The sequence below is a fragment of the Actinomadura chibensis NBRC 106107 genome (assembly GCF_001552135.1).
Taxonomy (GTDB): Bacteria; Actinomycetota; Actinomycetes; order Streptosporangiales; family Streptosporangiaceae; genus Spirillospora; species Spirillospora chibensis.
Genome location: NZ_BCQP01000053.1, coordinates 1 through 15,996 on the forward strand (window position 1 = coordinate 1; position 15,996 = coordinate 15,996).

At 72.2% G+C, this 15,996-nt stretch carries 19 protein-coding genes and 1 pseudogene; 12 read left to right on the forward strand and 8 right to left on the reverse strand.

All coding sequences use genetic code 11. The features are described 5' to 3' along the window. Both ACH01S_RS29250 and ACH01S_RS29255 read left to right on the forward strand, forming a co-directional pair. Nucleotides 1-699, forward strand: a 699-nt coding sequence (locus tag ACH01S_RS29250) for a helix-turn-helix domain-containing protein (protein ID WP_067898680.1), incomplete at its 5' end; no start/stop codon positions are given. A gap of 10 nt (nt 700-709) precedes the next feature. Beyond that, nucleotides 710-1,429 carry an SDR family oxidoreductase gene (locus ACH01S_RS29255; RefSeq protein WP_067898683.1) on the forward strand — a complete coding sequence of 240 codons (720 nt, stop codon included), beginning with the start codon at nt 710-712 and terminating at the stop codon, nt 1,427-1,429. Between the two features lie 15 nt (nt 1,430-1,444). Here ACH01S_RS29255 and ACH01S_RS29260 read toward each other — a convergent pair whose 3' ends face one another. Beyond that, the gene (locus ACH01S_RS29260) at nt 1,445-2,464 is read right to left on the reverse strand and encodes a TerC family protein (protein WP_067898686.1); all 1,020 of its coding nucleotides are present in this window, start codon (nt 2,462-2,464) and stop codon (nt 1,445-1,447) included. A 146-nt stretch (nt 2,465-2,610) separates the two neighbouring features. Between ACH01S_RS29260 and ACH01S_RS46935 the strand changes: the two are divergent. Further along, nucleotides 2,611-3,150: pseudogene (locus tag ACH01S_RS46935) on the forward strand (DUF2238 domain-containing protein); the annotation flags it as partial. 36 nt (nt 3,151-3,186) lie between these two features. Here the strand turns inward: ACH01S_RS46935 and ACH01S_RS42705 are convergent. Then, nucleotides 3,187-3,549 (reverse strand): DsrE family protein, encoded by a 363-nt coding sequence (locus tag ACH01S_RS42705; protein WP_083981270.1) that lies wholly within the window; start codon nt 3,547-3,549, stop codon nt 3,187-3,189. 217 nt (nt 3,550-3,766) lie between these two features. Between ACH01S_RS42705 and ACH01S_RS29275 the strand changes: the two genes are divergently transcribed. The 4 genes from ACH01S_RS29275 (at nt 3,767) to ACH01S_RS29290 (ending at nt 6,564) form a co-directional block, all read left to right on the forward strand. Next, nucleotides 3,767-4,252: a heme-binding beta-barrel domain-containing protein gene (locus ACH01S_RS29275; protein ID WP_067898694.1), complete on the forward strand. Its 486-nt coding sequence runs from the start codon at nt 3,767-3,769 to the stop codon at nt 4,250-4,252. 336 nt (nt 4,253-4,588) lie between these two features. Further along, on the forward strand, nt 4,589-5,005 hold the full coding sequence (locus ACH01S_RS29280) for a Fur family transcriptional regulator (protein ID WP_067898697.1): 417 nt from the start codon (nt 4,589-4,591) through the stop codon (nt 5,003-5,005). Between the two features lie 9 nt (nt 5,006-5,014). Further along, on the forward strand, nt 5,015-6,001 hold the full coding sequence (gene ygfZ, locus ACH01S_RS29285; protein WP_067898700.1) for a CAF17-like 4Fe-4S cluster assembly/insertion protein YgfZ: 987 nt from the start codon (nt 5,015-5,017) through the stop codon (nt 5,999-6,001). 80 nt (nt 6,002-6,081) lie between these two features. After that, nucleotides 6,082-6,564: a hypothetical protein gene (locus tag ACH01S_RS29290; protein ID WP_067898704.1), complete on the forward strand. Its 483-nt coding sequence runs from the start codon at nt 6,082-6,084 to the stop codon at nt 6,562-6,564. 9 nt (nt 6,565-6,573) lie between these two features. Here the strand turns inward: ACH01S_RS29290 and dtd are convergent, their stop codons facing one another. Then, nucleotides 6,574-6,999 carry a D-aminoacyl-tRNA deacylase gene (gene dtd / locus ACH01S_RS29295; RefSeq protein ID WP_067898707.1) on the reverse strand — a complete coding sequence of 142 codons (426 nt, stop codon included), beginning with the start codon at nt 6,997-6,999 and terminating at the stop codon, nt 6,574-6,576. A gap of 19 nt (nt 7,000-7,018) precedes the next feature. Here dtd and ACH01S_RS29300 point away from each other — a divergent pair, with 19 nt between their 5' ends. Together ACH01S_RS29300 and ACH01S_RS29305 are read left to right on the forward strand one after the other, a co-directional pair. Then, the gene (locus tag ACH01S_RS29300; protein WP_067898922.1) at nt 7,019-7,846 is read left to right on the forward strand and encodes a beta-keto acid cleavage family enzyme; all 828 of its coding nucleotides are present in this window, start codon (nt 7,019-7,021) and stop codon (nt 7,844-7,846) included. Nucleotides 7,847-8,347: 501 nt separating this feature from the next. Further along, the gene (locus ACH01S_RS29305) at nt 8,348-8,737 is read left to right on the forward strand and encodes a hypothetical protein (RefSeq protein WP_067898710.1); all 390 of its coding nucleotides are present in this window, start codon (nt 8,348-8,350) and stop codon (nt 8,735-8,737) included. Between the two features lie 174 nt (nt 8,738-8,911). Here the strand turns inward: ACH01S_RS29305 and ACH01S_RS29310 are convergent, their stop codons facing one another. The 5 genes from ACH01S_RS29310 to ACH01S_RS29330 all read right to left on the reverse strand — a co-directional run bounded on the left by ACH01S_RS29310 (nt 8,912) and on the right by ACH01S_RS29330 (nt 13,700). Beyond that, entirely contained in the window at nt 8,912-9,319 is a 408-nt protein-coding gene (locus ACH01S_RS29310; protein ID WP_067898713.1) for a hypothetical protein, read from the reverse strand. A gap of 40 nt (nt 9,320-9,359) precedes the next feature. Continuing rightward, a complete protein-coding gene (locus ACH01S_RS29315) occupies nt 9,360-10,616 on the reverse strand; it encodes a CynX/NimT family MFS transporter (RefSeq protein ID WP_067898716.1) in 1,257 nt (418 codons plus the stop codon). Beyond that, a complete protein-coding gene (locus ACH01S_RS29320) occupies nt 10,613-11,302 on the reverse strand; it encodes a FadR/GntR family transcriptional regulator (RefSeq protein WP_067898719.1) in 690 nt (229 codons plus the stop codon). Before ACH01S_RS29320 ends, ACH01S_RS29315 begins: the two co-directional genes overlap by 4 nt. A 188-nt stretch (nt 11,303-11,490) precedes the next feature. Next, nucleotides 11,491-11,889, reverse strand: a complete 399-nt coding sequence (locus ACH01S_RS29325) for a hypothetical protein (protein WP_067898722.1) — start codon at nt 11,887-11,889, stop codon at nt 11,491-11,493. An 83-nt stretch (nt 11,890-11,972) separates the two neighbouring features. Further along, the gene (locus tag ACH01S_RS29330) at nt 11,973-13,700 is read right to left on the reverse strand and encodes a DUF2207 domain-containing protein (RefSeq protein ID WP_255220353.1); all 1,728 of its coding nucleotides are present in this window, start codon (nt 13,698-13,700) and stop codon (nt 11,973-11,975) included. 102 nt (nt 13,701-13,802) lie between these two features. Between ACH01S_RS29330 and ACH01S_RS29335 the strand changes: the two genes are divergently transcribed. The 3 genes from ACH01S_RS29335 (at nt 13,803) to ACH01S_RS29345 (ending at nt 15,897) form a co-directional block, all read left to right on the forward strand. Further along, the gene (locus tag ACH01S_RS29335) at nt 13,803-14,843 is read left to right on the forward strand and encodes a neutral zinc metallopeptidase (protein WP_083981272.1); all 1,041 of its coding nucleotides are present in this window, start codon (nt 13,803-13,805) and stop codon (nt 14,841-14,843) included. 95 nt (nt 14,844-14,938) lie between these two features. Then, entirely contained in the window at nt 14,939-15,388 is a 450-nt protein-coding gene (locus tag ACH01S_RS29340) for a helix-turn-helix domain-containing protein (RefSeq protein ID WP_067898731.1), read from the forward strand. After that, nucleotides 15,385-15,897, forward strand: a complete 513-nt coding sequence (locus tag ACH01S_RS29345; RefSeq protein ID WP_067898733.1) for a hypothetical protein — start codon at nt 15,385-15,387, stop codon at nt 15,895-15,897. Before ACH01S_RS29340 ends, ACH01S_RS29345 begins: the two co-directional genes overlap by 4 nt. The last annotated feature ends 99 nt before the right edge of the window (nt 15,898-15,996 follow it).

Consider the following 15,996-nt stretch of genomic DNA (forward strand, 5'->3'; position numbering starts at 1 on the left):
TTCCGGATCGGGACGGCGGGCCCCGCCGCGCGCCGCGTGCTGCCGCTGAACCTGGTCACCGTGATCGTCGACCTCGCCGGGCGGGGCCCGCTGGTCTTCGGGGCGCGCGGCGCGCCGCTGGTGCACGCGGGCGCGGCGTGGGAGCACGGCGTCACGGTCGGGCTGACGCCCGCCGGGGTCCGCGCCCTGTTCGGGACGCCGATGAGCGCCCTGACCGGCGCCGTCGTCCCGCTCGGCGACCTCCTCGGCCGCGGCCGCGCCGCCGAACTGGAGGACCGGTTGTCCGGAGCGCCCGGCTGGACGGCCCGGCTCTCCCTCCTCGACGGCCTGCTCGCCGGATGGCTGAACCCGGACGGCGCGGGCCCCGACGCCCCGGCGGCCCGAGCCTGGTGGCGGATCCACGAGGTGGCGGGACGGACGAAGGTGGGCCCGCTGGCGGCGGAACTCGGCATCGGCAGGCGCCGGCTGGAGACCGGTTTCCAGCGGGAGTTCGGCCTGAGCCCGAAGACGGTGGCGCGCGTCGCGCGGTTCCAGCGGGCGGCGTCCGTGCTCGGCGCGCCGTCCGGCGATCTCGGCGCGGCCGCCGCCTGCGGATTCGCCGACCAGCCGCACTTCACCCGCGAGGTCCGGACGATGGCGGGCGTCACCCCCACCGAACTGCGCGCGATTCTTCAATACACCGGACCGCTCGACGGCTAGCGTCCGGGGCATGGTGCTCAACGGCAGGCGGGCGCTCGTGACGGGCGGTTCGCGGGGGATCGGCGCGGCGATCGTCCGGCGGCTCGCGCGCGACGGCGCCCGCGTCGTCTTCAGCTACCGGGACGCGAAGGACGCCGCCGACGCGCTCGTCCGGGAGGTCCCGGGAACGGTCGCGGTCCGCGCCGACCAGTCCGACCCGGCGAGCCTCGACGCCCTTTTCGAGCACGTCGCGGACGGCCTGGACATCCTCGTCAACAACGCCGCGCTCGTCCCGAAGGCGCCGATCCCCGACATCACCTCGGAGTTCTTCGACCGGGTGATGCTGGTGAACGCGAAATTCCCGCTGCTCGCGATGCGCCGCGCGGAGCCCCTCATGCCGGACGGCGGCCGGATCGTCAACATCTCCACGCTCAACACCGTCCTGCCGATGGCGGGGCTGGCGCTGTATTCGGGGAGCAAGGCGGCGCTGGAGCAGTTCACGGCGGTCGCGGCACGCGAATTCGGCGCGCGCGACATCACCGTCAACACCATTTCCCCGGGCGCCACCGACACCGCCGCGCTGCGCGCCGGGAACCCGCCGGAGAGCCTGGAGCAGACCGCCGGGTTCACCGCGCTCGGCCGGATCGGCGAGCCAGCCGACATCGCGGACGTGGTCGCCTTCCTCGCCGGTCCCGACGCGCGCTGGATCACCGGCCAGAACATCCGCGCGACCGGCGGCCTGCTCCTTTGAAGACGGCCTGCTCCGCTAAAGGCGGGCGGGTTCCTCTTCGCGCGGCTTCTTCTCGCGGCGCTTGCGCAGCGAACCCGCCTGCGCCTTCTCGTCCGGATGGTGGTGGACGCGCACCAGGCTCGCCGCCGTGGTGATCATCAGGATCAGCAGGATCACGCCCAGCGAGAAGGGCGTCGGGATCTCGGGCACCGAATGGGAGACGTCCTCGTGCAGGAACTGCAGGATCAGCTTCACGCCGATGAACCCGAGAATCGTCGACAGCCCGATCGACAGATAGACGAGCCGTTCCAGCAGCCCCTCGATGAGGAAGTAGAGGGCGCGCAGGCCGAGGAGCGCGAACGCGTTGGCGGTGAAGACGAGGAACGGATCCTTCGTCACGCCGAACACCGCCGGGATCGAGTCGAGCGCGAACAGGACGTCCGTGCTGCCGATCGCGATGAAGACGAGCAGGAGCGGCGTCATGACGCGCCGCCCGTCCTCGTGGGCGAGCATCCGCCCGCCGTGGAAGTCGTCGCTCACCGGCAGGATCTTGCGGGCGCGGCGGAGCAGGAAGGTGTCCTCCACGTCGGGCTGCTCGTCGCGGTGCCGGACGAGCTGCACCGCCGTCCAGATCAGGATCAGCCCGAACAGCAGGAACGTGAACGAGAAGAGGTTGATCGCCGCCGCGCCGATCGCGATCAGCACCGCGCGCAGGGCCAGCGCCGCCGCGATGCCGAACAGCAGGGTCCGCTGCTGGAACTCGGCGGGCACGGCGAACCGCGCCATGATGATCACAAAGACGAACAGGTTGTCGACGGACAGGCTCTTCTCCACGATCCACCCGGAGAAGTACTCGGTGCCCGCCGTCCCGCCGCCGACCGCCCACACGGCCAGGCCGAAAAGGAGGGCGACCGCGATGTAGAACACCGACCAGAACGCCGCCTCCCGGATCCCGACCCGGTGCGGGCGGCGGACGGCGACCAGCAGGTCGAACACGAAAAGCGCGATTATCAGGCCGATCGTCGCGGCCCAGGCCCAGGCGGGTACGTCGACCATCCGGCTGCTCCACTCGGTTCGGGGCGTCGGCAGTCCTATTTCCGATCCGCGGCGCTTCTACCGCGCGCGGCACGGCGCACGCACTCAGGCGGATATGAGTATCCGCACAGATGTCGCGGCACCGCGCGGCCGGTCATCCTCGACCCATGCACAGTTCTCGCTGGCGGACGCCGGCGCTCGCCGCCAAGGCGTCCCTGGCCGCGCTCCTCGCGCTCGCCGTCGCCTTCCCCGAATGGGACAGGTTCGCTGACAAGGCCATGGGCGCCCGCGCGATCGCCTACCCGGCCGCCGTCATGGTCGTCACCCTCGGCTGGGCGCTGCGGGGGCGCGCCCGGCCGTTCCCCTGGGACATCGACCTCCTCGTCACCGCGCCGTTCGTCATCGACGTCGGCGGGAACGCCGCCGACCTCTACGACACGATCGGCTGGTTCGACGACGCCTGCCATTTCGGCAACTGGGCCCTGCTGTGCGCCGCCGCCGGAATCGCGCTGCGGCGATGGGGCGGCCTCTCGTCCTGGACGCTCGGCCTCTGCTGCGCCGGAATCGGCGCCATCGCCGCCATCCTCTGGGAATTCGTCGAGTACGAGCTGTTCATCCTCGACACCCCCGAATCGGTCACCGCCTACCGCGACACCATCGGGGACCTGATGCTCGGGCTCACCGGCGCGGTCGTCGCGGGCCTCGCCCTCGCCGTCCGCGCCCGTCCGGCGAAGGCCGCCCCATCAGTAGACGAGCGCCTGGACGTCGTCCATCGTGATCTCCTCCACGAAGGTCGGCGCCCCGGCGATGCGGACGCCGGGCAGGACGTCGTCCGGCCCGATCTCGCGGCGGGCGGCGCACTGCGTGCAGAGGGTGACGCGCCCGGCCGTGAGGATGACGGACAGCAGGTCGTCGAGGGGGGTGGCGTGCGGCAGTGAGAACGCGGCCGCGCGCCCCGGCAGCGAGAACCACGCGGACTCGCCGGTCAACCACAGCGACACCGGCACGCCGCTCGCCGCGGCCGCCGCCGCGACCGTGAACGCCTGGTTGCAGCGCTCGGGCGCGTCCGCGCCCGCCGTCACCTTGATCACCAGTGGTCTCGCCATGCCTCGCACTCTAGTCGCGCCGTCCCGCGTAGCATCCCGCTATGGAACGGCGGAGGGGACGGGCATGAGCGGGATGGCGAACGCGGTAATCCTCGTGCTCTTCCTGGGCGTAGCGGCGGTCGCCGCCATCCTCCTCGTGATCCGCCTAGGACGCCTCCGCTAGGACAGACGCCGCGAACTACGGCTACGGCGTCCGCCGCCGCTACGCTCGGTGCCCATGGATCCTGAGCTGCACCCGGACCTTGAGCCCCTGAAATTCCTGCTCGGTACGTGGGAGGGCGCCGGTGTCGGCGGCTATCCGACGATCGAGTCGTTCAACTTCGGTCAGGAACTGTCCTTCACCCACAACGGGAAGCCGTTCCTGATCTACTCCAGCCGGACGTGGCTGATCGAGCCGGACGGCACCCTCGGGCGTCCGCTCGCCACGGAGACGGGGTACTGGCGCGCCCGTCCGAACAACGAGGTCGAGGTGACGCTCGCCCACCCGACCGGGATCGTGGAGATCTACGTCGGGACGGTCGCGTTCAGCCGCGTCGAGCTGCAGACGGACGTGGTCGCGCGGACCCGGTCGGCCAAGGAGGTGACGTCCGGCCACCGCCTCTACGGGATGATCGGCGAGGACCTCGGCTGGGCGTACGACATGGCGGCGATGGGGCAGCAGCTCCAGTCGCACCTGTCCGCGCAGCTCAAGCGCGTCGGGTGAGACCGGCCGGGACGCCCTGGAAATGAGCGATCCCCGGACCTTCCCGCCATGGGGCGGGGCGATGGACAGGACGGGTCCATCGGTCCGGGGACCGGGTAACTGCCTGGTATTCGCCGGTCACCGTCGCGACCGGTTGCCGCCGCGAGCGGCGGCGCCGAGGCGGAACGGCGACTAGCGGACAGCCACCTCGCGAGTCCTACAATCAACCATTGCTTGGACCACCTCCTTTCGCGCGTGACTCGAACGTATGCGAGGGCCGCGCGGGGAGGCAAGTGAGTTTCCGGCGAGCGAACAAGAACCGGATGGGCACCCCGGGCCGGGATCTAGACTCGGAGCATGGTCGAGTCGTGGCAGGAGGAGCTGCGGGCGAAGGGGTACCGGGTCACCCCCCAGCGCCAGTTGGTCCTCGAAGCGGTCACCAACCTGGAGCACGCGACCCCCGAGGAGATCTGCACGGAGGTGCAGCGCACCGCCCGCGGCGTGAACATCTCCACCGTGTACCGGACGCTCGAACTCCTCGAAGAGCTCGGGCTGGTCAAGCACGCGCACCTCGGGCACGGACCGCCGAACTACCACCTTGCCGCCGAGGCCGAGCACATCCACCTGGTGTGCCGGGGCTGCGACACCGTCGAGGACGTCGATCCCCGCGCCGCGGCCGGGCTCGCGGACGTCCTCGCCCGCGACTACGGCTTCGAGACGGACGTGCACCACCTCACGGTCTACGGACGGTGCAAGGACTGCCGCGCGACATAACCTGGACGCATGGAGAGCCCGTTGCTGAAGTCGCCAGGGGCCGTCCCCGCGGACGAGCCCGACCAGGAGGTCGCCGCCCACTACGGGGAGCCGTCCCAGGAGCAGCGCGCCCTGGCCGACGGCGCCGCCTTCGTCGACCGGAGCAACCGGGGCGTCGTGCGGGTCTCCGGGCCCGACCGGCTGAGCTGGCTGCACAGCCTGCTGAGCCAGCACCTGGACGGCCTGAAGCCGTTCGAGCCGACCGAGGCGCTGCTCCTCGGCCCCAACGGGCACATCGAGAACCACCTCTTCCTGATCGACGACGGCGAGGCCGTGTGGGCGCAGGTCGAGCCCGGGTCGGCGGCGCCGCTGGTCGAGTTCCTCGACCGGATGCGGTTCATGCTCCGCGTCGAGGTCGCCGACGTCTCCGCCGAGCACATGGTGATCACCGGCCCCGAGACCCCGGCGGCCGGTGACCTCGCCTGGCCGGACGTCGCCGGGACGGTCACCCGGATCGTCCCGCGCGGGGAGTTCCCCGAGGGGCTCCGCCCGGCGGGCCTCTGGGCGTACGAGGCGCTGCGGATCGCCGGGCACCGGCCGCGCTTCGGGCTCGACACCGACCACCGGACCATCCCGCACGAGGCGGGGTTCGTGGAGACGGCCGTCCACCTGAACAAGGGCTGCTACCGGGGGCAGGAGACGGTCGCGCGGGTCCACAACCTGGGGCGCCCGCCGCGCCGCCTCGTGTTCCTGCACCTGGACGGCAGCGTCGACCGGCTGCCCGCGCACGGCGACCCCGTCGAGATCCCCGGCGGCCGGACGGTCGGGTTCGTCGGGACGGCGGCCCGCCACCACGAGCTGGGGCCGGTCGCGCTGGCGCTGGTCAAGCGGAACGTCCCGGTGGACGCCGAGCTGCTGGCGGGCGGCGTCGCGGCGGCGCAGGAGATCGTCGTCTCGCCGGACACCGGTGCGAACGCCAAGATCGAGCTGCGGCGGCGGCCCGCGCGGCACGGGTAGCACCCGAATCCCCTGGGCAATATCGTCGGGTATAGACGATTTTCAACCGGCCACCGCTCGGGGAGGTGGGGTTCCTACCGATGGTCGCGAACCTGGGGGAGGATGAGCCGTCGGCGTCCCGCAAGGGGGCCCGGCGGCTCCCGCGTAGGGAGTCCGCGCTCGTGTGGTGGGCCCTGTTCGCGGCGTTCGCGGGCGTCGCCCTGTGGCTGCATTCGTGGCGGATAGCGCTGCTCGGGCTGCTCACCTGGTGCCTTTACCAGTTCCTCCTCGTCCCCACGTTGTGCCGGGTGCTGAAAGTACAGGGGCATCCGTGTACGAAACGGGTTCGCGGACGGTTGTTCGCCTGCGGGCCCGCGCATCAGCAACTGAAGTCCGACGCGCTGTGGCGGCTGGTCTGGCTGCGCAACCCGTTCCAGAAAGGCGACGTGGAACACGAGCCTGGTGGGGTCGTCTATTCGTCGGACGTGCGCGGGCGCCTCACCCCGGTCGACAGGACCCTCATCGTCCTCGCCCTCCTCGGGACGATCGGGACGCTCGTCGGAATGGTCTACGGCTTCCGCTGACCGCCGTCCTCAGAACTCCAGGATCAGGGTGATCGGGCCGTCGTTGACGAGCTCGACCTTCATGTCCGCGCCGAACCGGCCCGTCTCCACCTTGGCTCCGAGGCCGCGCAGTTCGTGGACGACCGCGTCCACCAGCGGCTCGGCGACCGGGCCGGGCGCGGCGGCCGTCCAGGTCGGGCGGCGGCCCTTCCGCGTGTCCCCGTAGAGCGTGAACTGGCTCACGACGAGAAGGGGCGCGTTCAGGTCGGAGCACGACTTCTCGTCCTCCAGGATGCGGAGGCCCCACAGTTTCGCCGCGAGTTTCCGGGCCTTGGCGGGGTCGTCGTCGTGTGTGACGCCGACGAGGACCATCAGCCCCGGGCCCTCGATCGCGCCGACGACGCGCCCGTCCACGGACACGCTGGCCTGGCTCACCCTCTGGACTACAGCACGCATGACCATGCATTCTGCCGCCATGGGAGCAACGACGCTCATCACGGTGGCGCCCACGGGCGCGGAGTCCGCGAAGGCGGACGTCCCGGCCCTGCCCGTCACCCTTGAGGAACTCGTCCAGACGGCCAAGGAGTGCGAGGCGGCCGGCGCGGCCGTGATCCACGTGCACATCCGCGACGACGACGCGCGGCCGACGCTCGACCCGTCCCGGCTGCGGGACACGGTGACGGCGCTGCGGGAGAGCACGGGCCTGATCGTCCAGCTCTCCACAGGGGGCGCGGTCACCGACCCCTACGAGGACCGCCTCCGCGTCCTGGACGCGGGCCCCGACATGTGCTCGCTCACCTGCGGGACGGTCAACTTCGGCAGCGACGTCTTCATGAACCCCTGGCCGTTCATGGTGGAGCTCTACCAGCGGACGCAGGAACTGGAGGTCGTCCCAGAGTTCGAGCTGTTCGACCTAGGACACGTCGCCGCGCTGCACCGCCTCCTGGACAAGCACGGGCTTCCCTATGGCGGCCACGTCCACTGCGACCTGGTGATGGGCGTGCCCGGGGGCATGCCAGGCGACGCTCGGACATTGGTAGCCGCAGTGGAGGCACTCCCGTCCGGCTCAACGTGGTCGGCGACGGGCATTGGGCGGACGTCCTTGCCCGTCATGTTCGCGGCCCTCTCGGCGGGCGGACACCTCCGCGTGGGCATGGAGGACACGGTCACCTTGGCGAAGGGCAAGCCGGTGACGGCGAACGTCCAGCTGGTGGAGCGCGCCGCCCAGGCGGCCACGCTCGCCCAGCGCCCGCCGATGCCCTCAGCCGACGCCCGCGCACTTCTGGGCACGAAGTCCCGCTGACCCGCCCCGTTCTTCCCGGCCTCCCCCGGACGCCTTCGGCGCTGTTCGGGTAACTTTCGGTGATCTCCCGATATGGCCGCTATTACCATCGGCGGCTCGGGATTATACCGGTCCATCGGGATAGAGAATTCTCACCCCTCCGTCCATATTGATGCCCCGCGGCCACGTATCACCGCTGGTGGCGGGGGTTCTCGTGCGAGAGTTCCGCGGAGAGTTCGTCCTGATAAGGCCATCTGTTAGCCAATCGGACATGATCGGTATATATGGCGGAACTGCGCGCGCCGGTGTGCAACGAAGTCTGACCGCATGCGGTCAGTAGTGCCGTTTTCCTGGGGGAATGTGGCTGGACCGCCGAGTGGCCGATCATGGACACGGACGGCCTCTTGATCTTGCATCGAATGTGTTCGATAAATAAATCGAACACACGGCGTCCAGTCAGAAGTGGGAGAACGCATGAAATTAAGAGGTGCTCGCCGGGCCGCGGTCGTCACGGGTGCGGCGGTGCTCGCCACCGCCATGAGCGGGGCGGTCACCGCCTCCGCCCGGACCCCGGAAAGCGTCTGCAGCGCAGAAATCTACGCCGGCGCGATCTCTTACAAGCTCTGTAGCAACACCTACTACATCGGATCCACCGAGTACGGCACCGAGCCGTTCGCGGCCATCACGAACCATGGCATCGTGTCGGCCAATGTGACCGTCACGCACCAGCTCTGGAACTACTCGACGAATGCCTGGGAGACCGACTCCAGCGGCGGGAAGCTGGTCGGGGCCGGTTCCTCGACCCAGTACTACAGCCCGTCGCGCCTCTGGCCGTGCGGCACGGACGCGCCGGAGCGCGTCCAGGTCGACTCGGGCGCCTGGGCCGAACTGACCACCCTCGCGGAATGCTGATCTAACCGCACTCACCGGTCGGGTTCAGCCGCCTGAACCGCCTGAACCCGACCCGCGGCGGGCGCGCGCCACCGGTTCCGGCCGGGCGGTGGGCGCCCGCCGCACCCGTTCCGGCCCCGGCGATCCTGGCGCCGCGCTCCGTCCCGTCGACGGGACTTCCCCCACCGGGCCCGCCTAGGACGGCTCGCCGGACTCCGTCGTCTTGGCCTTGAGCTCCTCGAACTCTTCCTTGAAGATCGTCTGCTCGTACAGGACGCCGTCCGGCCACGGGTTCTTCGGCTCCCGGCCGGGCTGCGGGTTGTCGCGCCGGAACTCCTCGTACTGCGATTCCCGGCTCGGCGGGTAGCTGTGCGAGAACATGCCGGGACGGTAGGTGTAGAGCCCGCCCTGCTCCATCCCGCGCCGGTTGTACTGGTCGTTCCGGCGCTCGGGGTGGATCCGCCGCGACGACGCGAGGACGGTCATCGCCAGCCGTCCCACCAGCGCCAGGACGGCCACCACCGGAATGACCCACACCCAGTCGGGCGCGCCGCGGGGAGCGGTGTTGGCCAGGACCGGGTCTGCCAGGATCGTGGCGATCATTTGGGTCCACCTCCCGGTGGGATTTCGGCCTCGCTCGGGGTTATCTAGGGATGTGTCCGCTCATGGACGTGTTAACCCCGTCGGAGGCCCCGTCCGCCCGGGGCGGCGGGCCGCCGACCGTGCGGAGGCGTCCGGCGGCGAGGCCGGGCAGCGCCATGGTGACGCAGACCAGCAGCACGGCGCTCATCGGAACGGTCCAGCCGCCGGTGGCGTCGTGCAGCGCGCCGAGGCCGAGCGGGCCGAGCGCCGCGATCACGTAGCCGACGCCCTGCGCCATCCCGGAGAGCTGCGCGGCGGCCTGCGCGTCGTGCGCGCGGAGCCCGATGAACGACAGCGCGGTCGCGAACCCGAGGCCCTGCCCGAAGCCGAGGACGACCGTCCACACCCACACCGACCCGATCGGCGCCCAGGTGATCCCGGCGAACCCGACCAGGGACACCGCCGCGATGGCCGGGACGAGCGGACGCTGGTCGCGGGCCCGCCGCGCGAGCACCGGCACGGCCAGCGACCCCGCCGCCTGCACCGCCGAGACCAGCGCGAGGACGTATCCGGCGGAGGTCTCGTCCATCCCGCGGTCCTGGCAGATCGTCGGGAGCCAGCCGAGCGACACGTAGGCGAGCAGCGACTGCAGGCCCATGAACACCGTGACGTGCCAGGCCAGCGGCGACCGCCACACCCGCGCCGCCGCGCCGCGCGCGATCGGCGCGGGCGCCGCCGACCGCGCCGCGCGCGCGGCCCGGCGCGCCCGCGGCAGCCACAGCAGCCCGGCGAGCGTGGCCGGGACCGCGAGCAGCCCGAGCGGCAGCCGCCACGACGCGCCGAACGCGTCCTCGACCGGGACGGCCGCCCCGGACGCGGCGGACGCCCCGACCGTGATCGCGACCGTGTAGACGGCGGTCACGGTCGTGATGCGGTCCGGATGGTCGCGCTTGATGATCCCGGGGATCGCGATGTTGCCGATGCTGATCGCGATCCCGGCGGCCAGGGACCCGGCGAACAGCGGGAACGGGGCGTCCAGCAGCCGGAGCAGCAGGCCCGCGACGAGCAGGGCCATCGCGCCGACCAGCAGCGTCTCGCCGCGCGGCGCGCGACGCAGGAACGGCGCGACGAGCCCGTACGACCCGAAGAACACGACGGGCAGGGTGGTGAGCGCGCCCGCGGCCGTCCCGGACAGGCCGAAGGCGTCCCTGATCTCGGTCAGCACCGGCCCGACCGCCGCGACCGCCGGACGCAGGTTGACCGCCACCAGGACGATCATCAGCAGCGATCCGGCCGTGCCGGCCCGCCGCCCCGTCACCCGGGCGCTCCGCCGGTCAGCGACTCCAGGACGGCCAGCGTCGGTTCGACCACGGCGGCGGCGGCCGCCGCGGCGGCCGCCGGGTCGCGGGCGGCGACCGCGTCCAGCACGGCGCGGTGCGCGGCCGGGCCCGCCTCCGGGACGTCCCGGTCCAGCCTGACGTCGCGCATCGACTCGCGCAGGCGCCCGATGGAGAACCGCATCGCCTCGATCAGCACCGGGTTGCCGGACGCCTCCGCGACGCCGAGGTGGAAGGCCGCGTCGGCGGCGCCGAACTCGTCCGGCTCGACGGCCTCGTCGCGGGCGCGCAGCAGCCCCGCAAGCCGCGCGAGGTCGGCGTCCGTGCGGCGGCGGGCGGCGAGCCTCGCCGCCTGGACGTCGTAGCCGAGCTGCACCTCGAAGAAGTCCCGGGCGGACGCGCGGGCCATCCGGTTCAGCAGCGGGCGCGGGTCGGCGGCGCTGCGCACGTACGTCCCGTCACCGCGCCGCACCTCCAGCACCCCGACGTGCGTCAGCGCGCGGATCGCCTCCCGGACGCACGGACGGCTCACGCCGAGCCGCGCGGCCAGCTCCGTCTCCGCCGGGATGCGCGTGCCGACCGTCCAGGAACCGCCGCTGACCTGCGCCTGGAGCTGGTCCAGGACGGCGTCGACGGTCGATCCGCCGGGCACCCGGTTCAAAACCACCCGAACCCCCCAAAAGTAAGACGTCTGACATCTTACCGAGGTGGTTCCGGCGAGTCGGACCCGCGGTGACCGCCAGGAGGGGCCTCAGCGGTCACCGCGGGCTCGGACGACGCCCGCCGGGGCAGGGTGTGGGGCGTGCGAGTCGGCCCCGGCGGGCGTCGCGCTCCTCGCTCTCTTCGGTGGACGTGTCAATGCGGCTTCGGCGGGCCGAACCGGCGCTTCCCGGGTCTCCCGCGACCTCTCGTCCCGCGAGCTCTCGTCCCGTGTCCAGCGGCCGTCTCCTCGGCACGGGCCGCCTCCTCGGCGCGGGCCCGTTCGACGTCCGCGATCACCTCGCGGTACGTGACGGACGGGGCCGGGTCGCGGCGCGACCGCTGGGCCGGGCTGCCCGCGATGATCCCGCCCTGCACCGGCCCCCGGTTCGGCAGTCCCCCGGTCTCCCGGCGCGGGCGCGGCGGCTTGCGCGCCGCGAGCAGCGTCACGAGCACCCAGGCCAGCACCGCGAGGAAGATGACGGCCGGTCCGACGGCCATGAAGTAGGCGTCCCCGACGCGGGTCGAGTTGGCGAGGACGTCGCCGGCGGGCATGAGGCGCCACCTCCTCACCCGCGACCCCTACCCGCCGACAGATCTTTAACCGTCCGACAACGGACAAAAGCCGCGCCGCGCGGTCACATGCCGCGCGACTGGGAGATGGAGCCCGAGGTGGCGAGGGTGAACACGCGCATCGACTCGGCGAACTTCGACAGGTCCCATTCGGCGGGGCCCTCGTACCAGTAGAGGTTGTCGGCGCCCTCGGCCCGCTCGCCCGCGTCCTTGACCGTCTCCGCCCACTTCGGGACGGCGTCGAACACCACCGCGTACGGCAGGAAGCGCGAGAACAGCGCGATCCGCTGCCGCGACGCCACGGCGTCCCCCTCCGGGATGGCGCCGCGCTCCAGGAACGCGCGGAAACCGATCGTGTGCGCGAGGACGGTCGCGCCGCGCGCCGTCTTCGCGGGCATGTACTGGCCGCCGTACGCGAGCGCCGCGCCCGCGATGATCAGCGCGAGCCCGGCGAGCGCCCACTCGGTGGTGAGCGCCAGCGCGACCGTCGCGCCGACGCCGAGGACGGTGATCAGGATGCCGGTGACCGTCCAGCGGGACCGGACGGTGTCGGGCCGCCGCGCGAACCAGCCCTGCTTCACGACGTCCTCGTACATCGCGGACCTGACCTGCGCGAGCTTCGTCGCGAACGTCCCGCCGAGCTCGGACAGCTTCACCGCGTCGCGCGGGGTCCCGTCCGGGGCGGTGAGCAGCGCGTCCAGCAGGATCCGCTCGTAGGGGAGCAGGTCGACCTGCGGACGGTCGAGGCGCCGCAGCGTCCAGTCGGTGCGGCCGGTCCGGGCCCGGTCCTCCTCCTCGATCAGCAGGTAGCCGCGGACGGCGAGGTCCACGATCGTCGCCGTCACGTCGATCACGTCGGCCTGCTCGTCGATCAGCGTGCCGATCTGGCCGGGGCGCACCCCGTCCGGCGGCTCGAACTCGTCGCCCGCGACCGGCGCCTGGTCGCCCTCGGCGGCCTTCTTCACGACGACCCGGGCGTCGCGCCCGCGCAGCAGGTAGAGGGCCGCGACGCCGCCGCCGAGCAGGACGAGCAGCCCGGCGAGCGCCGCGCTCGTCACCGCGTTGACCGAGAACGCCGTCGCCAGCGTGTGGCGGCGCTCGTAGAGGGCGCGGCCGCCGGTCGTCCCGGCCGGGAGGCCCGCGACGACCGTCAGGTACTCGCCCGGCAGCATCCCCTGCTGCGCGTACACGCCCTGCGTGTGCGTGTGGTTCGTGTAGTACTGCGTGCAGCCGATCGTGCTGCCGATCGGGCCGGTGAAGCAGTTGACGCTGCGGATCGCGGCGCCCGCGTCGACCGTCGCGCGCGCCTCGTCCAGCGGGACCTTCCAGCCGCCGATCACCGGCCAGCGCAGCTCCTCCGCCGCGCCCATCGGCGTGATCGCGCCGCGCAGGTCGTACTCCAGGACGACCGTCCTGTCGCCGGTCAGGTTCCCGCCGCCGGACACCTTGAGCGTCGTCCGGGTGCCCTTCTCGGACGTCGCGACCTTCGTCGGGCCGCCGTCCGGGCTGCTCGCCCGCACGTTCTCGATCTTGTAGACGCGGTCCTCGGAGAGGCTCTCGTGGGTGCGGGTCGGGTACGACCGGGTGAACCCGGAACGCCCCGCGAACCGGTAGACGATCGTCTCCTTCACCCGGGTCACGCCGCGCTGGCCCGCGGTGAGGGCTGCCTCGTCCTTCACCACCCGCTCCGCCGCGCCCGCCGCCGACGCCGCGCCGCGCCCCGGCTCCGCGGCGGACGCGGGCGCGCCGACCAGCCCGGACAGCAGGAACACGCCCGACACGGTGGCCGCCACGGTGGCCGCGGATGTCGCAAAGACCGGCCGCGACCGGAACATCGCCGCAAGAGCAGACATGGCCGCAAATGGTATCGGCAAAGCATGCGATGATGCCGTCCTATGGCAGGTCAGTACCCCCCGCCGCCGCCTCCGCCGCGGCCTCCGGCTTCGCCGTACGGGCATCCGGGCTACGGTCCTCCTGCTTACGGGCCGCCGCCCGGGCCGCCGCGTCCGCCCGGCGGGTACGGGCCGCCGCCCGGCCGGCCCTACCGGTACGTGCCGCTGCGCCCGCCGCCGCGGCGCAGCGCGGGCGGGACGATCGCGGGCGTCTTCGGCGGCCTGACCTCGCTGGTCGTCATCGCCATCGTCGCGTTCGCGGTGATCGGCGGGCAGGACGGCGTCGCCGGGACGCGGGCGCCCGCCTCGTCCGGCGGCGGGGCGTCCGTCCGCGAGAAGGCGACCGACAGCAAGCTGTACCGGACGGGCGCGCTGACGCCCGTCGACTGCCGGCTCCCGCGGATCCTGCCGAGCGCCGAGTCCATGCGCCAGTTCATGAACGTGCTGAGCGACTGCCTCGACGCCACCTGGGCGCGGCAGTTCGCGAAGGCGGGCATGGCGTTCGACAAGCCCGACCGCGTGTTCTGGCTGGAGCCGGGGCGCAGCCCGTGCGGGACGTACCCGGCGCCCGGCGCGTCCGCGTTCTACTGCCCGGCCAACAACACGATGTACGTGGGGCTGCGGCACGTGGTGGAGACGTCCGGCGGCGAGCCGCTCACGCACTACGCGGTGTTCGCGCGGGTCATCGCGCACGAGTACGGGCACCACGTCCAGGATCGGGCGGGCATCCTCCTCTACGGCGACCAGCAGATGGAGTCGGGGGACAAGGCGTCGGGCAACGAGGCGAGCCGCCGCATCGAGCTGCAGGCGCAGTGCTTCGCGGGCGCCTTCCTCGGCTCGGAGCGGACGACGCTGCCGATGACGCGCGAGCAGTACGCCGCGCTGCTCGTCGACCTGCGCGGGCGCGGCGAGGACCGGCTCCCCCCGGACGAGCGCGACCACGGCACCGGACGCCACTACGAGGGCTGGGTCATCGCCGGTTTCACCAACGGCAGGCTCACCGTCTGCAACACCTGGACGGCCCCGGCGTCCAAGGTGAGCTGACGCCCACCCGTCCGTAGGCAAACGTGAGCGGTTTCACGGGCAAAGTGCTAGCAAGGCCGCTTGCAATAGCAAGCACCATGACGCAGGGTGGAGACATGGCAGGTTCGAAGGTCGGCTCGATCGGCGAGTACATCCGGGAGCAGCGGACGCGCGCGAAGATCTCGCTGCGCCAGCTCGCGGACGTCTCCGGGATCTCCAACCCGTATCTGAGCCAGATCGAGCGCGGCCTGCGCAAGCCGAGCGCCGAGATACTCCAGCAGATCGCGAAGGGGTTGCGGATCTCCGCCGAGGCGCTCTACGTGCAGGCCGGGATCCTGGAGGCGCGCGAGGCCGACACCGACGTGCAGGCCGCCGTCCGCGCGGACCTTCTGCTCACCGAACGGCAGAAGCAGGTCCTGATCGACATCTACGGCTCGTTCCTCAAGGAGAACGAGGCCGCCGGGGTGTTCCCGGCGGAGGCCGCCGCCGAGGAGCCGGTCGCGGACGAACCCGCCATGCCACAGCGAACCGAACCAGCACAGCACGGAAGGGATGAGGTCGGATGACGCTGGCCAGCAACCTGCGAGAGAACAAGGCCGTCTACGCCGTGGCCGGCGCCGGCGACTTCGCGGTGGAGAAGCTCCGCGAGATGCCGGAGCAGATGACCCGGTACCAGGACCGCGCCCGCGAGCTCTCCGAGCGCTACCAGGGCGAGGTCCGCGAGACCGTGGACCGCTACCGCGGCCAGGTCCGCCAGGCCGCCCGCCGCTACCGCGGCGAGGTCTCCCGGTACCAGGGGCGCGTCGACGCCAGGGACCTGCCCGGCGCCGCCGTCGCGTACGCGACGGAGTTCGGCACCCGGGCCGTCGGGTTCTTCGACGAGCTCGCCGAGCGCGGCAAGCGCGTCGTGCACCGCGAGGCGGTCGACGTCGCCGAGATCACCGACGCGCCGGCGCGCCCGGCGGCCAAGCCGACGCCGAAGCCGGCCGCCGCGAAGCCGGCGCCGAAGGCCCGCGCCGCGCAGCCGCGCAAGAGCGCCCAGACGCGGTCCACCGCGAAGAAGAACGGCGCCTGAGCACGCCCGTCGGGGCCCGGCCGGAACATCCGGCCGGGCTCCTTCGTCTTCCCCGGGCAGGACGGTCGCGGTCGTCCGGTGGACGGCGCGCATAGGGTT

Excerpts from the sequence above, each read along its gene's own strand:
- ACH01S_RS29255 (WP_067898683.1), top strand. The coding sequence starts at position 710 with ATGGTGCTCAACGGCAGGCGGGCGCTCGTGACGGGCGGTTCGCGGGGG.
- ACH01S_RS29260 (WP_067898686.1), bottom strand. The coding sequence starts at position 2,464 with ATGGTCGACGTACCCGCCTGGGCCTGGGCCGCGACGATCGGCCTGATA.
- ACH01S_RS42705 (WP_083981270.1), bottom strand. The coding sequence starts at position 3,549 with ATGGCGAGACCACTGGTGATCAAGGTGACGGCGGGCGCGGACGCGCCC.
- ACH01S_RS29275 (WP_067898694.1), top strand. The coding sequence starts at position 3,767 with ATGGATCCTGAGCTGCACCCGGACCTTGAGCCCCTGAAATTCCTGCTC.
- ACH01S_RS29280 (WP_067898697.1), top strand. The coding sequence starts at position 4,589 with ATGGTCGAGTCGTGGCAGGAGGAGCTGCGGGCGAAGGGGTACCGGGTC.
- ygfZ (WP_067898700.1), top strand. The coding sequence starts at position 5,015 with ATGGAGAGCCCGTTGCTGAAGTCGCCAGGGGCCGTCCCCGCGGACGAG.
- ACH01S_RS29290 (WP_067898704.1), top strand. The coding sequence starts at position 6,082 with ATGGTCGCGAACCTGGGGGAGGATGAGCCGTCGGCGTCCCGCAAGGGG.
- dtd (WP_067898707.1), bottom strand. The coding sequence starts at position 6,999 with ATGCGTGCTGTAGTCCAGAGGGTGAGCCAGGCCAGCGTGTCCGTGGAC.
- ACH01S_RS29300 (WP_067898922.1), top strand. The coding sequence starts at position 7,019 with ATGGGAGCAACGACGCTCATCACGGTGGCGCCCACGGGCGCGGAGTCC.
- ACH01S_RS29310 (WP_067898713.1), bottom strand. The coding sequence starts at position 9,319 with ATGATCGCCACGATCCTGGCAGACCCGGTCCTGGCCAACACCGCTCCC.
- ACH01S_RS29325 (WP_067898722.1), bottom strand. The coding sequence starts at position 11,889 with ATGCCCGCCGGCGACGTCCTCGCCAACTCGACCCGCGTCGGGGACGCC.
- ACH01S_RS29335 (WP_083981272.1), top strand. The coding sequence starts at position 13,803 with ATGGCAGGTCAGTACCCCCCGCCGCCGCCTCCGCCGCGGCCTCCGGCT.
- ACH01S_RS29340 (WP_067898731.1), top strand. The coding sequence starts at position 14,939 with ATGGCAGGTTCGAAGGTCGGCTCGATCGGCGAGTACATCCGGGAGCAG.
- ACH01S_RS29345 (WP_067898733.1), top strand. The coding sequence starts at position 15,385 with ATGACGCTGGCCAGCAACCTGCGAGAGAACAAGGCCGTCTACGCCGTG.